Source organism: Streptomyces sp. NPDC090083 (assembly GCF_044747445.1).
Classification (GTDB): Bacteria; Actinomycetota; Actinomycetes; order Streptomycetales; family Streptomycetaceae; genus Streptomyces.
In genome coordinates, this window is the sequence record NZ_JBIVED010000011.1 from 90,337 (window position 1) to 105,128 (window position 14,792).

General features: G+C 71.0%; 14 protein-coding genes. 9 read left to right on the forward strand and 5 right to left on the reverse strand.

The genetic code is table 11. The features are described 5' to 3' along the window. Positions 1–62: 62 nt before the first annotated feature. Positions 63–905, forward strand: coding sequence for a polysaccharide deacetylase family protein (locus ACIPTO_RS32410; RefSeq protein WP_401198058.1), 843 nt, complete (start codon positions 63–65; stop codon positions 903–905). A gap of 30 nt (positions 906–935) precedes the next feature. On the opposite strand, the gene ACIPTO_RS32415 is transcribed toward ACIPTO_RS32410, so the two are convergent. Next, positions 936–1,604, reverse strand: a complete 669-nt coding sequence (locus tag ACIPTO_RS32415; protein ID WP_366322847.1) for a class F sortase — start codon at positions 1,602–1,604, stop codon at positions 936–938. Between the two features lie 332 nt (positions 1,605–1,936). Here ACIPTO_RS32415 and ACIPTO_RS32420 point away from each other — a divergent pair, with 332 nt between their 5' ends. Next, positions 1,937–2,443 (forward strand): hypothetical protein, encoded by a 507-nt coding sequence (locus tag ACIPTO_RS32420; RefSeq protein ID WP_366322849.1) that lies wholly within the window; start codon positions 1,937–1,939, stop codon positions 2,441–2,443. A 94-nt stretch (positions 2,444–2,537) separates the two neighbouring features. Here ACIPTO_RS32420 and ACIPTO_RS32425 read toward each other — a convergent pair whose 3' ends face one another. From ACIPTO_RS32425 to ACIPTO_RS32435, 3 genes are all read right to left on the reverse strand, one after another. Further along, complete coding sequence (locus tag ACIPTO_RS32425) at positions 2,538–3,086, reverse strand: hypothetical protein (RefSeq protein ID WP_366322851.1); 549 nt, start codon at positions 3,084–3,086, stop codon at positions 2,538–2,540. A gap of 222 nt (positions 3,087–3,308) precedes the next feature. Next, the gene (locus ACIPTO_RS32430) at positions 3,309–4,073 is read right to left on the reverse strand and encodes a DUF4239 domain-containing protein (RefSeq protein WP_366322853.1); all 765 of its coding nucleotides are present in this window, start codon (positions 4,071–4,073) and stop codon (positions 3,309–3,311) included. Positions 4,074–4,089: 16 nt separating this feature from the next. Further along, positions 4,090–4,716 carry a hypothetical protein gene (locus tag ACIPTO_RS32435; RefSeq protein ID WP_401198062.1) on the reverse strand — a complete coding sequence of 209 codons (627 nt, stop codon included), beginning with the start codon at positions 4,714–4,716 and terminating at the stop codon, positions 4,090–4,092. A 269-nt stretch (positions 4,717–4,985) separates the two neighbouring features. Here ACIPTO_RS32435 and ACIPTO_RS32440 point away from each other — a divergent pair, with 269 nt between their 5' ends. From ACIPTO_RS32440 to ACIPTO_RS32455, 4 genes are all read left to right on the forward strand, one after another. Then, the gene (locus tag ACIPTO_RS32440) at positions 4,986–5,945 is read left to right on the forward strand and encodes an SCO0930 family lipoprotein (protein WP_366322857.1); all 960 of its coding nucleotides are present in this window, start codon (positions 4,986–4,988) and stop codon (positions 5,943–5,945) included. A 343-nt stretch (positions 5,946–6,288) separates the two neighbouring features. After that, the gene (locus ACIPTO_RS32445; RefSeq protein ID WP_401198064.1) at positions 6,289–7,101 is read left to right on the forward strand and encodes an SAM-dependent methyltransferase; all 813 of its coding nucleotides are present in this window, start codon (positions 6,289–6,291) and stop codon (positions 7,099–7,101) included. Beyond that, on the forward strand, positions 7,098–9,233 hold the full coding sequence (locus ACIPTO_RS32450; protein WP_366322861.1) for an EAL domain-containing protein: 2,136 nt from the start codon (positions 7,098–7,100) through the stop codon (positions 9,231–9,233). Before ACIPTO_RS32445 ends, ACIPTO_RS32450 begins: the two co-directional genes overlap by 4 nt. A 118-nt stretch (positions 9,234–9,351) precedes the next feature. Continuing rightward, on the forward strand, positions 9,352–10,143 hold the full coding sequence (locus ACIPTO_RS32455; protein ID WP_366322863.1) for an oxidoreductase: 792 nt from the start codon (positions 9,352–9,354) through the stop codon (positions 10,141–10,143). Between the two features lie 115 nt (positions 10,144–10,258). Here the strand turns inward: ACIPTO_RS32455 and ACIPTO_RS32460 are convergent, their stop codons facing one another. After that, positions 10,259–11,140: a LysR substrate-binding domain-containing protein gene (locus ACIPTO_RS32460; RefSeq protein ID WP_366322865.1), complete on the reverse strand. Its 882-nt coding sequence runs from the start codon at positions 11,138–11,140 to the stop codon at positions 10,259–10,261. A gap of 120 nt (positions 11,141–11,260) precedes the next feature. Between ACIPTO_RS32460 and ACIPTO_RS32465 the strand changes: the two genes are divergently transcribed. From ACIPTO_RS32465 to ACIPTO_RS32475, 3 genes are read left to right on the forward strand one after another with little or no spacing between them, the layout of a single operon-like run. Continuing rightward, a complete protein-coding gene (locus ACIPTO_RS32465; RefSeq protein ID WP_401198406.1) occupies positions 11,261–11,932 on the forward strand; it encodes a succinate dehydrogenase in 672 nt (223 codons plus the stop codon). Between the two features lies 1 nt (position 11,933). After that, a complete protein-coding gene (locus ACIPTO_RS32470; RefSeq protein ID WP_401198069.1) occupies positions 11,934–13,886 on the forward strand; it encodes a fumarate reductase/succinate dehydrogenase flavoprotein subunit in 1,953 nt (650 codons plus the stop codon). Then, positions 13,883–14,632, forward strand: a complete 750-nt coding sequence (locus ACIPTO_RS32475; RefSeq protein ID WP_401198071.1) for a succinate dehydrogenase/fumarate reductase iron-sulfur subunit — start codon at positions 13,883–13,885, stop codon at positions 14,630–14,632. The genes ACIPTO_RS32470 and ACIPTO_RS32475 overlap by 4 nt, the downstream gene beginning before the upstream one ends. The last annotated feature ends 160 nt before the right edge of the window (positions 14,633–14,792 follow it).

The following is a 14,792-nucleotide window of genomic DNA, read 5'->3' on the forward strand; positions in this document are numbered from 1 at the left end:
TTCCTGCCGCCGCACCGGTGTTGCCGTGGGGCGCCGGGTCCCGCACGGGCGACTGATGAGTCATGAAGAAGGAACAGTCGCTCACGCGCCGACGGGCCCTGCTCGCCGGCGCCGCCGCCGTCGGCGCGGCCGGCACCGCCGGTCTGCTGTACTCCGGACTCTCGGACGACGCCCCGGTCCGGGCCGCCGCCCCCGCCGCCGGGCCCCCGCCGCGCCTCGCGCGCACCCCCTCCTCCTACCGCCTCCGGCCCGTGGCCGGCTACGGCGCACCGCCCGCCGCCCCCGCCCGCGTCCCGGTGCGGCACGAACCGTTCCTGCGCATGTCGGGACGCGGCAACACCATGGTCCTGACCTTCGACGACGGACCCGACCCCCGCTACACCCCGCACATCCTCGACACCCTCGCCGAGTACGACGTCCGCGCCACGTTCTTCGTGTGCGGCGAGATGGCCGACTGGAACCGGGACCTGCTCGCCCGCATGGCCGACGAGGGCCACGTCGTCGGCAACCACACCTGGTCCCACCCCCTGCTCACCACGATGACCCGGAGCCGGATCCGCTCCGAGATGGAACGCACCAGCGACGTCATCGAGGACGCCTACGGCGAACGCCCCCAGTGGTTCCGCGCGCCCTACGGCGCCTGGAACCGGGCCACCTTCCAGCTCGGCTCCGAGATGGGCATGGAACCCCTCGCGTGGACCGTCGACACCCTCGACTGGGACACCCCCGGCGTCCGCCACATCGTCGACGCGGTCGAGGACGGCGCCGCCCCCGGCATCGTGGTGCTCTCGCACGACGCCGGGGGCGACCGCACCCAGAGCGTGAAGGCGCTGCGCGAATACCTGCCGCACCTTCTCGACTCCGGCTACCACATGACCCTTCCCCGCCGCCGCACCACCACCTGACGGGCCGTTCGCCCGCCCGGCCGGGAACGCTCAGCGGACCTCGACCAGGCGGGCGAAGACGACGACGTTGCCGTCGTAGCCGTTCTGCTTGGAGAAACCGCCGCCGCAGGTGATGACACGGAGTTCCGGAGTTCCCTTGGAGGCGTAGACGCGGTCTCCGGGGAAGTCCTTCTTCTCGAAGACCTCGATGCCGTAGATCTCGAACACGGCGGTCTTTCCGTCCTTGCGCCCGACCTCGACGCGATTTCCCTTCTTGAGGGCCCCGAGTCCGTAGAACACGGCGGGGCCCATTTTGTTGTCGACATGGCCGACGACGACCGCCGTGCCCTTTTCGCCGGGGGAGACGGCGCCGGTGAACCAGCCCGCCAGATTCGGGTCCTCCGGCGGCGGGGCGCCGACCCAGCCGTCCGCGTCCAGGCCCACCGGCATGACGGGCGCGTCGACCCGGATCGCGGGGATCCGCACCCGGTCGGCGACGGAGTAGGGCAGCGGGTCCGGGGCCTTGGCGAACGTGCTCGGGGCGGTGCGGGCGTCCGCGGCCGCCGCCGTCGCCGGCTGGGGCGGTCCGACGTCGAACTCCCCCGAACCGTTCCTGATGAGCGCGAGACCGGTCAGCAGCACAAGCGCTATCACTCCCCACGGGGCGCGCTTCTTCTGCCGCTCCGCCTCTTCCAGCTCGGACAGCTCGGACGCAGACATTCGCCATCCCCTCTCGACACGGCCGTCGCCATGTCAATCGCGCATACGAGAACGCTAAGTCCCGAAGCCGGAACCGGCGACGGGGAAAGCGCGAACGGGTGGCCCGGACATCCTTATGTGCGCCATATGAGTTGGCCGTCGCAGGAATTTTCTGACGGTGTGTGACCTGCGGCAATATCAGATTGCGCGCTTTTCCCCCGGCGTGTCCTCTCACCAGGACGGACCATTCTCGAAATGCGGGCGCGTGCACGGCATCTGAGGGTCTGTCTGGGAGGCGTTTTCTCGCCGATCGACCGGGGACGGGTCCCGGGGCGCCTTCCGCGGAGGATGACATGCGTACAACTCGTGCCCTGGCCGCCGCCGGTGCCGCGGTGGCCGTCCTGGGGCTCGCCGCCCCGGCGGCCGTCGCGGACGGCATGGGCGCCAGCCCCAGCAACATCGTCGCCCTGCCCAGCGTGATCGCCCGCGGCGGACAGCTCACCGTCACGGTCGACGGCTGCTTCAGCGGCGGCAACGCCATCGCCACCTCACCGGGGTTCGAACGCCCCGCCAACCTGTCCCTGCTCGGCGGCTCCGGTACGACGTCCAGCGGCCAGGCCAGGATCAGCCGGTCGGCCACCCCGGGCTCGTACAGCATCACGGTCCGCTGCTCCAACGGCTCCTCGCTCACCCGTGACGACGCCTACACCGTCATCGGCGGTGTCCGCGGCGGCCTCGGCGGCAGCAGCACCGCAGGGGCGACGCCGACCGACATGGCGATCGGCGGCGGCCTGGTCGCCGCGGCCGTGGTGGGCGGCGGGGTGTTCTGGATGCGCCGCCGCACCGAGCGCGGGATCTGACCTCCTCCCCTTCGGAGTTCAGGCGCGCCTGACAGGCCTTCGCCCCGGACCCTTGCGGGTTCCGGGGCGAAGGCCTGTGCGGGTGGCGGAGCGGTCAGCCGCCGTCCTCGCCGGTACGGCGGCGCGAGAAGTGGTACGCCGCTCCGACCGAGCCCGCGATGAGGGCCGCGCCGACACCGAGTTCCTTGAGGTCGAAGCCGGCGATGCTGCCGCCCTCACCGGCGTGGACCCCGCGCGGCATCTGCCGGTCCGGCTGCAGCGGCTGGATGTTGTTGTTGGTGCGGCCCGACGCGATGGTCAGCCCCGTGGAGCCGCTCGCGCCGTCGCACGAGAACGTCACCTGGTACACCGCGCCCGGCCTCGCGTCCCAGTCGACCATCGCCGTCGCCGAGGACTGCCCCGGGGGGATCCGCACGGTGTCGAAGACCCCGGAGGAGACCGTGGCGGGACCCTTGCAGCCGCCCTGGTCGCGGTCGAGCTGCAGGGTCACCTGGCCGCCCGCCGCGATCGTCGAGGGCAGGACGGTGAAGCCGAACGGCGTGATGTTGTGGTTGCCGTCGCCCTTCGCGAGGGCGGCCGGCGCCGAGAGGGCGAGGGCGCTGATGCCCAGCAGTGCGGCCGAGGCGACGCGTATCGCGCGCATGGTGATTCCTCCGGGTCCCCGAGGAGCAGCAGCGGACCTTTTCCGCTAGCGCCGTAAATGCACCTCGATGACCGAAACGCTAGGAACATGTGTGCGCTCCCGCGATCCCAGTCGCGCGAATGGGGCAACGGTGTGGGCCGCACAGGGGACACCGCTCGTGCGACCGGGGGACGTCCGCGGCGTGGCGGACGTCCCCCGGCGGGCGGCTCCGGTGAGGGGCCGTCAGTCCTTGATGTGCGGGAAGAGGTTCAGGAACGGCTGCGCCGAGGCCGTGATGCCACGGCTGTACGGCGCGTCGAAGTCCCAGATCAGGAAGAGCAGGAAGGCGATCAGCGCCGAGAACAGCCCGGCGAGGATCAGCTCCCGTGTCGTACGCCTGATCTGGAGCGCGAAGACCATGCCGATGGTGATCACCGCCCCGGCGAGCAGCCCGAACCACACCACCGAGGGCATGGTCGCCCCGGTGGAGTCCTGACGGGCGTTGCGCGCCTGGTCCAGGGCGGTGACCTGGTCGACGAGCGGCTGGTAGGCCTGTGCCTGGAAGTCCGTCGTCGGCTGGTAGTCCGTGACGTCCGCGCGGATGCGCTCCAGGAGGTCGGTGCCGCGCTGGGTGAGCTTCTCGTGGTTCGCCATCGTCTTCCACTCGACGTTGACGACCTGGGAGACGTAGGCGTCGACGTCGGCCCGGACCCGGTCGCGTTCGTCGGCGGGGTAGACCCGCACCCGCTCCGAGATCTCGTGCAGCGCCTGTGCCTCCGCCTGCACATGGTCCTGGGCGGCTTCGCGGGCCTCCCAGACACCGGCGATCGCGAGGCCCAGGACGATGGCGTACACCACGCCGATCCACATCGTCATGTACTCGATGACGTCCGGGGTCTCACTGGGGTCCTCGTCCTCGGACGCCGTGCGTTCGCGCACGAAGGTGACGATGACGACGACCACACAGGCCGCCGCCATCACGAGGACGAGAACAAGCCATTCCGACAAGAGGTTCCTCCGGGGGTCAGCGCGGACGCAGCGCGACGATGGCGATCACTGCGGGCACGGTGATGAGCAGGACGTAGACGACCGGTGACGTCCGGCCGGGCGTCGGCCGCGGGTGCGGCTGGGCGTGGTACTTCGGATAACTCACCGGGGACGCCGAGGGATGCGGGGTGGGCCTGGGCGAGGGCTTCGGGGTCGGCGTCGGGGTGGGCGTGGGGGTCGGAGCCGGGGCCGGCCGGACCAGCGGGGCCGGTGGTGCCGGGCGGGGTGCCGGAGCGGGCGGCGGCGGCACGGGTTTCGGCGTGGGCCGGGGCTTCGGGGTCGGTGTGGGGGTCGGGGTGGGTTTCGGCGGGGGCGGCTTCGGTGGAGTCGGCTTCGGCGGGGGTGGTGGTGGCGGTGTCGGCGGGGTGGGTGTCGGCGAGGGGCAGGGCGGCGGCGGGGTCGGTTTCCGGCAGCCCGGGGGGATCGGCCAGGAGTCGCCGCCCGCGACCGCCACCGCCTCCGTGCCGTCCGGCCCCGTCGAGGCGTACGCGCACGCGTCGGCCGCCGCCGGGCCCGCCGGGGCTCCCGTCAGCAGCCACGTCAGCGTCACCAGGGTCAACACCCTTGCGGCGAGGGCGGTTCGGGTGGGTTCGGGTCCATGCACGACGGAGATCATGAGGCCTCGCGGGCCGGGGCGCGCCGGTGCTCGCGGGGAATGCCCCGAAGGAGTGGATGCCGTGGTGTGACGGTTTGACGAACCGATCGTCGGAGGTGGCCGGATGTGCACGCGCATACGAGCCGGGTGCCGCGTCACAGGTGTCGGAAAGAAATTTGTGCGGCGGTTGAACACTTTCGTGGTCCCCACCCGTACCTAGGGCCGTGCGGCGGCACAGACGGGCGCTGCAACATCCAGGTGATTATGGGGAGTTGAAGATGAAGACCTCCTGGCGGAGCGCCTCACTCGCGGCGACGGCCGTGTCCGTCATGGCGTTGACGGCGGCGTGCGGTTCGGAGAACGTGACCACGCCTTCCTCCGCGGCGCAGAACGTCGGTGCCACGGCCGCGGCCGGGGGTTACGGCAGCGTCGGCGCCTCGGCGAGCGCCAGCACCGGTGCCGGCAACGGCTACGGCGCCGACGGCCAGCAGGCCGCCGCCGCGGAGCCCGCGGGCCAGCTGACCGTTGCCAGCAACCCCGACCTCGGCAAGGTGGTGAGCGACGGCGCGGGGCTCACCCTCTACCGCTTCGACGCCGACACGGCCAATCCCCCCAAGTCCAACTGCGACGGCGACTGCGCCACCGCCTGGCCCCCGGTGCCCGCCAACGACGCCACCGCCGGTGCCGGTATCGACAAGTCCCTGCTCGGCGAGGTGACCCGCACCGACGGCACCAAGCAGCTCACCATCGGCGGCTGGCCCGCCTACCGCTACGCCAAGGACGTCAACGCCGGTGACGTCAACGGCCAGGGCGTGGGCGGCAAGTGGTACGCGCTCGCCCCCGACGGCAAGAAGGCGACCCTCTCCTCGCTGCCCGGCCTCTCCGTCCGCAAGGACGCCAAGCTCGGTGACATCGTCGTCGACAAGAACGGCCACACGGTCTACCGCTTCCTCAAGGACAAGGCGTGGCCGAAGTCGGTCTCGAACTGCCTCGGCGCCTGCGCGGACAAGTGGCCGGCCGTCGGCATCGTCTCGGCGAACGACACCAAGGGTGTGCAGAAGAAGGGCCTCATGGGCTTCACCCGCCCCGACGGCGTCAAGCAGATGACCGTCAACTGCTGGCCCATCTACACCTTCTCCGGTGACACGGCCGCCGGACAGACCAACGGTCAGGGCGTGGGCGGCACGTGGTACGCCGTCTCCCCTGAAGGCAAGCCGGTCGGCGCGCCCGCGGAGTAGCGAGAACCTCCCCAGGGTTCGATCGCCCCCGCCCACTCGGCAACCGGGACGCGGAAGGGAGGGACGCGGGCAAGCGAAAAGAGTGCCGAACACCACAGCAAGCGCGTACGACCCCGGGTCCGCCCCCTCCGCACCGCACGGAGGGGGCGGACCGCTTTGGCTTATTCCGCACGCCAATTCCGGCATTCTCCGCGCTTCTCCGCGTGTCCCCGCACGTCAATTCGGCACGTGCCGGCGGCAGTCAGCGGGAACGGATGGTCAATTTCCGTTTCCGCTCGACCCTTTGGCGGGCGATCAGTAGCCTCAGCTCGAACACCGGATCGCCTACGCCTTGGAGAGATACATGGAGCGTCCCGCCTGGGCACCACGGAGCATCGACATCTCGGTGCCGAGCGTTTCGCGTATCTACGACTACTACCTGGGCGGTTCGCACAACTTCGAGGTCGACCGGGAGGCGGCCCGCAAGGCCATGGAGTTCCTCCCGGGACTTCCCAAGATCATGCAGGCGAACCGGGCGTTCATGCGTCGCGCGGTCCGATTCGCGGCGGGCGAGGGCATCACCCAGTTCCTCGACATCGGCTCCGGAATTCCCACCTTCGGAAACGTCCACGAGGTCGCCCAGAAGGCCGGCCCCGGCGCCCGTGTGATGTACGTGGACCACGATCCGGTGGCGGTCGCGCACAGCCAGGCCGTCCTCGCGGACAACGCGACCGCCGACGTCGTCGCGGCGGACCTCCGCAAGCCCCAGGAGATCCTGTCGAGCCCCGAGGTGCGGGAGCTGATCGACCTGAATCAGCCAGTGGCCTTACTTCTCGTTGCCATACTGCACTTCGTGGAGGACGCGGACGACCCGTACGGAGCGGTGGCCCGGCTGCGCGAGGCACTCGCGCCCGGCAGCCTGCTCATCCTGACCCATGCCGCGTACGAGGGCCTGCCGTTGCCGCCCGAGCGTGCCGAGGGCGCGGTGGACGTGTACAAGGACATTCGCAATCCGCTGATCATGCGCTCGCGCGACGAGATCGCGCGGTTCTTCGAGGGGTACGACATGGTGGAACCCGGACTGGTGCCGATGCCGGACTGGCGGCCGGACACCGCACCGGAGGACGAGGATCCGTATTCCTTCTCGGGATTCGCCGGCGTAGGACGCGCGGCGTGATCGCGGAGCCGGACGGGCCGGAGGACAGACTGCGGAGGTTCGCGACGATCTGGAGCCGGGCGGTCTTCCCGGCCACCTCGACGTCCCTGACCCGGCCCGAGTTCGAGGAACTGCTCCTGCCGCTGGCCCGGCGGCTGAGCGAGGCGCTGCGGGCCAGGACCCTCGACGCCGAGGAGGGCAAGGCCGTCGGCGCCGCCCTCGTCGCCGCGCACTGCACCGACCCGGACGCCCTCACCCGCACCCTGGAGTGCGTCGACGCCTACCTGGTCCTCTACTGCGGCGGCGACGGCTCCCCGGAGGACCTGCGGATCCGCTCGGCCCGCCTCCAGCACGCCATGGCCGCCGGGTTCGCCCAGGAACTCCGCGAGCGCACGCTGGCCGAGCAGGAGGCCATCTCCGTGGCCGCCCTCCAGGCCCAGGGCGTCGTCGCGCAGGCCCTGCACGCGACCGAGGCCCGCTTCCGCGCGGTCTTCGAGGGCGCGGCCATAGGAATCGGCATGGCCGACCTCGAAGGCAACATCCTCCAGGTCAACGGCGCACTGCTGCGCATGTTCGGCATCTCCGACCAGACCATGGGCGGCCGCAACGTCCGCGAGTGGACCCACCCGGACGACGCGCCCCAGACCTGGACGCTCTACGACGAGCTCGTGCGCGGCGAACGCGAGCACTACCACGTGGAGAAGGCGTTCTACCGGCCGGACGGCACGGTCCTGTGGACCAACCTCACGGTCTCCCTGCTGCGCGACGCGGACGGCAACCCGCAGTACCAGCTCGCCCTCATGGAGGACACCACCGAGCGGCGGCTGCTGAACCTGCGCCTGCGCTACGAGGCGACCCACGACGCGCTCACCGGCCTCCCGAACCGCACCCTGTTCTTCGAGCGCCTGGAGAAGGCGCTCGGCGCGGGCGACAACCAGCGGTTCGGCCTGTGCTACCTCGACCTCGACGGCTTCAAGACCATCAACGACAGCCTCGGCCACGCGGCCGGCGACCGGCTCCTCGTCGAGGTCGCCGACCGGCTGCAGTCCTGCGCGACCGCACCCGGCGAGATGGTCGCCCGGCTCGGCGGCGACGAGTTCGTCGCGCTGACCACGGGTCCCGACACCGAGCGCGAGGTCGACGAACTCGCGGGCCGCATCATGAACGCGCTGATCACCCCCGTCAGCATCGACGGCCGCGACCTCACCGTGCGCGGCTCCATCGGCATCGTCGAGGGCCCCGCGGGCGAGCGCGGCCCCGCGGAGGTGCTGCGCAGCGCCGACATCACGATGTACCGGGCCAAGTCGGCGGGCGGCAACCGCTTCGAACTCGCGGACCCGGAGGCCGACGCCCGGGCGATCACCCGCCACGGCCTCACCACGGCCCTGCCCGCCGCCCTGGACCGCAACGAGTTCTTCATCGAGTACCAGCCGCTGGTCCACCTCGGCGACGGCAGTGTGCGCGGCGCGGAGGCCCTCGTCCGCTGGCTGCATCCGCAGCACGGCGTCCTGGGCCCCGACCGCTTCATCCCGCTCGCCGAACACACCGGCCTGATCGTCCCGCTGGGCCGCTGGGTCCTGGAACAGTCCGTCCGCCAGGCCCGCGCCTGGCGTGAGGCCTACGGCGACGGCGTCCCCCTGCGCATCAACGTCAACCTCTCGCCCTGCCAGCTCACCCACCCCGGACTGGTCCAGGACACCGTCGACATCCTGGAGCGCACCGGCGTCGCACCCGACGCGCTCTGCCTGGAGGTCACGGAGTCCGCGCTGATCGGCGCCGACGACGATCTCCTGAAGCCGCTGCGGCGGCTCGCCGAGATGGGTGTCGACATCGCCCTGGACGACTTCGGCACCGGCTACTCGAACCTCGCCAACCTCCGCCGCCTGCCGGTGAGCATCCTCAAGCTGGACCGCTCCTTCACCCAGAGCATGCAGCAGTTCCCGGCCGACCCCGTCGACCTGAAGATCGTCGAGGGGATCGTCTCCCTCGCCCACAGCCTGGACCTCGCGGTGACGGTCGAGGGCGTGGAGACCGGCGCCCAGGCCGAGCAGCTCCGCATACTCGGCTGCGACACGGCCCAGGGCTGGTTCTACGCCCGCCCCGGCCCGCCGGAGCGGCTGCACGACCTGGCGCTGGTGGACGCGACGGGGTGAGCGGGGTTCGCGGGCACCGCGCAGGACCTGTGCGCGGGGCCCGGGCGGGGGAGGATGCCCTCATGGCGACCGGACACCTCCTGTCCCTCGCCGCGTCGCACCGAAGGAGCCGGGTTCGATGAGTACTGGGACGAGCACCGAACTGCAGGGCAGGACCGCCGTGGTCACGGGCGCCAGCAAGGGCATCGGGCTGGCCGTCGCCGCTGCGCTGGCCGGGGCGGGGGCGAGCGTCGTCGCCGGCTCCCGTACGACGACCGAGGGGCTGGACGCCCTGGTCAAGGAGGGTTCCGTCACCTGGGTGCCGGTGGACCTCGCGGAACCGGGTGCGGCCGAGCGGCTGATCGAGGCGGCGGACGGCCGGGTGGACGTCCTGGTGAACAACGTCGGTACGGCACCGCCGCGCACCGGCGGCTTCCTCTCGGTGACCGACGAGGAGTGGGCACGCACCCTGGACCTGAACCTCCTCACGGCGGTACGCGTCACCCGCGCCGCCCTGCCGCTGATGCTGGCCGCCGGACAGGGGTCCGTGATCACGATCGGCTCGGTCAACGCCACCCTGCCCGACCCGCTGGTCATCGACTACAGCGCGGGCAAGGCCGCCCTGGTCGCCTTCTCCAAGGCCCTGTCCAAGGAGGTCGGCCCGAAGGGCATCCGCGTCAACACGGTCAGTCCTGGCCCGGTCGAGACGGACCTGTGGCTGGGCGGCACCGGCGTCGCCGCGACCGTCTCGGCCGCCGCGGGACTCACCCCCGAGCAGGTCGTCGCCCGGGCCTCCGCCGACATCGTCACCGGCCGCTTCTCCAAGCCCGCCGAGATCGCCGACGTGGTCCTGTTCCTCGCCGGCACCCGCGCGGCCAACCTGACCGGCACGGACGTGGTGATCGACGGCGGCCTGATCCCGACCTGGTGACCAACGGGTCACCCGTCTGACCCGGCGACGCGAGACGCGGCGCGGACGCCCGGCGGCACGCGCGCCGCGCCGCGGAACACCGCCGGCCCCACCCCTCCCCGCACCCTCGCACCCCTCAGCGCTCCAGCAGCATCCGCTGCAGCTCCCGCGCGGCCCTCGGCGGAGCCACGTCGCTGCGGTGCGCGAGGGCGATGGTCCGGTGCAGTCCGGGCCGGGCCAGGGACGTCACCCGCAGTCCGCGGCCGGACTTGGTGGCGACCATGCGCGGGACCACGGCGACGCCCAGGCCCGCGCGGACGAAGCCGAGGACCGCGTCCATCTCGCCGCCCTCGACCGCGAAGTCCGGTTCGAAGCCCTCGGCGCGGCACGCGGCGACGGTGAGTTCGCGCAGGTCGTAGCCGTGGCGGAACATCACGAGGCGTTCGCCCTCCAGGTCGGCGATGCGGACGGTCCGGCCGCGGCCGGGGGCCGGCGCCTCGGGGGAGGAGACCACGACCAGGTCCTCGCGCAGCAGCTCCACCGTCGTCAACGCCGGTGAGGGGGTGGGCAGGGGCAGCACCACCAGGGCCAGGTCGAGCGCCCCGCGGGCGAGCTCCCGTACGAGGTCGTGGGAACCGCCCTCCTCGATCAGCAGCCGGATGCCGGGATAGCGGTCGTGGAAGGCGCGGAGGACGTCCGGGAGCAGGCCGGTGCAGAGGCTCGGTGTCGCGCCCAGCCTGATCCGGCCGCTGCGCAGCTGGGCCAGTTCCTGCACCTCGTGCCGGGCGGTGTCCGCGTCCGCCAGGATGCGGCGGGCCAGCGGCAGCAGCGCCTCGCCCGCGTCGGTGAGCGTGATGTTGCCCCGGGCCCGCAGGAACAGGTCCGCGCCCAACTCCCGCTCCAGCGCCTTGATCTGCTGGGACAGCGAGGGCTGCGCGACATGCACGAGATCGGCGGCCCGGGTGAAGTGCCGGGTCTCGGCGACCGCCACGAAGTACTGGAGCTGCTGGAACTGCATACCTCCACGATAGCTCCAGGCTATGGAAACCAGGCAGACCATGTCTTGGACCGATCGGGCATCGGGCGCCTAACGTCACTGGACATGGCTCTGGCAACGCGGACGGACCGACGGCCGTCGATGGCGCGCACGGTGTGGGACAGCTCCGTCGGCAAGAAGACAGTGATGGCGGTCAGCGGCCTGATCATGCTGCTGTACCTGGTCGTCCACATGATCGGCAACCTGAAGATCTTCTTCGGTGCGGGCGAGTTCAACCACTACGCCCACTGGCTGCGCACCGTCGGCGAACCCTTCATGCACTACGAGTGGACGCTCTGGCTGATCCGCGTCGTACTGGTCGTCGCCGTGGTCGCCCACGCGGTCTCCGCCTACCAGCTCAGCCGCCGCGACATCAAGGCCCGCCCCAGCAAGTACGTGCACAGGAAACCCCGGGCGAGCTACGCCACCCGCACCATGCGCTGGGGCGGCGTCATCCTCGCCCTGTTCATCGTCTGGCACATCCTCGACCTGACCACCGGCACCGTGCACTCCGGCGGCTTCCAGGAGGGCCACCCGTACCAGAACGTCGTGGACACCTTCTCCACCTGGTACGGCGACACCATCTACATCGTCGCGATGCTCGCCCTCGGCCTGCACGTCCGGCACGGCTTCTGGAGCGCCGCCCAGACCCTCGGCGCGGGCAGCCGCAGCCGCGACCGCGCCCTGAAGACGATCGCCAATGTCCTCGCGCTGCTGCTCACGGCCGGCTTCATCGCCGTTCCCGTGGGCGTCATGACCGGAGTGGTGAGCTGAAATGACCCTTGAATACGCGGACTTCACGACCGGGGAACCCGTCACCGACACCAAGGCCCCCACGGGACCCGTCAACGAGCGCTGGGACACCCGCCGTTTCGAGGCGAAACTCGTCAACCCGGCCAACCGCCGCAAACACACGGTGATCGTCGTCGGCACCGGCCTCGCCGGCGGCTCCGCGGGCGCCACACTGGCCGAACAGGGCTACCACGTCGTCCAGTTCTGCTACCAGGACTCCCCGCGCCGCGCCCACTCCATCGCCGCCCAGGGCGGCATCAACGCGGCGAAGAACTACCGCAACGACGGCGACTCCGTCCACCGCCTCTTCTACGACACCGTCAAGGGCGGCGACTTCAGGGCCCGCGAGTCCAACGTCCACCGCCTCGCGCAGATCTCGGTCGAGATCATCGACCAGTGCGTCGCGCAGGGCGTGCCCTTCGCCCGCGAGTACGGAGGCCTCCTCGACACCCGCTCCTTCGGCGGCGTGCAGGTCTCCCGCACCTTCTACGCGCGCGGCCAGACCGGTCAGCAACTCCTCCTCGGCGCCTACCAGGCGCTGTCCCGGCAGATCGCCGCAGGGAACATCGAGATGCACCCGCGCACCGAGATGCTCGACCTGATCGTCATAGACGGGAAGGCGCGGGGGATCGTCGCCCGCGACCTGATCACGGGCCGCATCGACACCTACTTCGCGGACGCCGTCGTCCTCGCCAGCGGCGGCTACGGCAACGTCTTCTACCTGTCGACGAACGCCATGAACTCCAACGCCACCGCCGTCTGGCGCGCGCACCGGCGCGGCGCGCTCTTCGCGAACCCCTGCTTCACGCAGATCCACCCCACCTGCATCCCGCGCACCGGTGACCACCAGTCCAAACTCACCCTGATGAGCGAGTCGTTGCGCAACGACGGCCGCATCTGGGTGCCGAGGGCGAAGGGCGACCAGCGCCCGCCGAACGAGATCCCCGAGGCCGAGCGCGACTACTACCTGGAGCGCATCTACCCGTCCTTCGGCAACCTCGTGCCCCGCGACATCGCCTCTCGCGCCGCGAAGAACGTGTGCGACGAGGGACGCGGGGTCGGCCCCGGCGGACAGGGCGTCTACCTCGACTTCGCCGACGCCATCGGCCGGTTGGGGCGCAAGGCCGTGGAGGAGAAGTACGGCAACCTCTTCGACATGTACGCCCGGATCACCGCCGAGGACCCGTACACGGCCCCCATGCGGATCTACCCCGCCGTGCACTACACGATGGGCGGCCTCTGGGTCGACTACGACCTCCAGACCACCGTCCCGGGCCTGTTCGCGATCGGCGAGGCCAACTTCTCCGACCACGGCGCCAACCGCCTCGGCGCCTCCGCCCTGATGCAGGGCCTCGCCGACGGCTACTTCGTCCTCCCGGCGACCATCAACGACTACCTCGCGCGCAACCCCCGACACGAGGACATCGGCGACCATCACCCCGCCGTGCAGGAGGTGCTGGCGGAGACCGAGGACCGGCTCAACCTGCTCCTCGCGGTGGACGGCGACCGCACCCCCGACTCCTTCCACCGTGAACTCGGCGAACTCATGTGGGAGTTCTGCGGCATGGCCCGCACCGACAGCGGACTGCGCAAGGCGCTGGAGCGGATCCCGCAGATCCGCGAGGAGTTCTGGCGGCGGATCAAGGTCCCGGGCACCGGTGAGGAGTTCAACCAATCGCTGGAGAAGGCGAACCGCGTCGTCGACTACCTCGAACTCGCCGAGCTGATGTGCCTCGACGCACTCCACCGCGCCGAGTCCTGCGGCGGCCACTTCCGCGAGGAGTTCCAGACTCCGGACGGCGAAGCGGAGCGCAGGGACGAGGAGTTCGGCTACGCGGCCGCCTGGGAGTTCACCGGCACCGGCTCGTCTCCCGTCCTGCACAAGGAAGACCTGGTCTTCGAGTACGTCCACCCCACCCAGCGGAGCTACGCATGAAGCTCACCCTGCGCGTCTGGCGGCAGAAGAACGCCGACGCCGAAGGCGCCATGTCCACCTACCACGTGGACGGAATCTCCACGGACATGTCGTTCCTGGAGATGCTCGACACCCTCAACGAGGAACTCATCCTCACGGGCGAGGACCCGGTCGCCTTCGACCACGACTGCCGCGAGGGCATCTGCGGCGCCTGCTCCCTCGTCATCAACGGCGACGCCCACGGCCCGGAGCGCACCACCACCTGCCAGCTCCACATGCGGTCCTTCCAGGACGGCGACACGATCGACATCGAACCGTGGCGTGCCGCCGCCTTCCCGGTCGTGAAGGACCTCGTGGTCGACCGCTCGGCCTTCGACCGCATCATCCAGGCGGGCGGCTACATCACCGCCCCGACCGGCGCCGCCCCCGAGGCCCACGCCACCGCCGTACCCAAACCGGACGCCGACCTCGCCTTCGAGCACGCCGAGTGCATCGGCTGCGGCGCGTGCGTCGCCGCCTGCCCGAACGGCGCGGCGATGCTGTTCACCTCCGCCAAGGTCAACCACCTCAACGTCCTCCCGCAGGGCGCCCCCGAGCGCGAGACCCGCGTCCTCGACATGGTCGCGCAGATGGACGAGGAGGGCTTCGGCGGCTGCACCCTCGCCGGCGAATGCGCCACCGCCTGCCCCAAGGGCATCCCGCTGATGTCCATCACCGGCATGAACAAGGAGTGGCTGCGCGCCACGCGCAAGGCCGCGAAACGCTGAACTCGCATGTGAACTCCCTTACGGGACAAGAACGTTCGCCGACAAGGTGCGGACGGGCGGGGCCGGGAGTGGTGCTCATCCCCGGCCCCGCCTCCTCATTCCCGACCGCGGGCCGGGGCCGGTCGGGGAACTCGCCTCGGGCCCCCTTCGTTCACGCGAG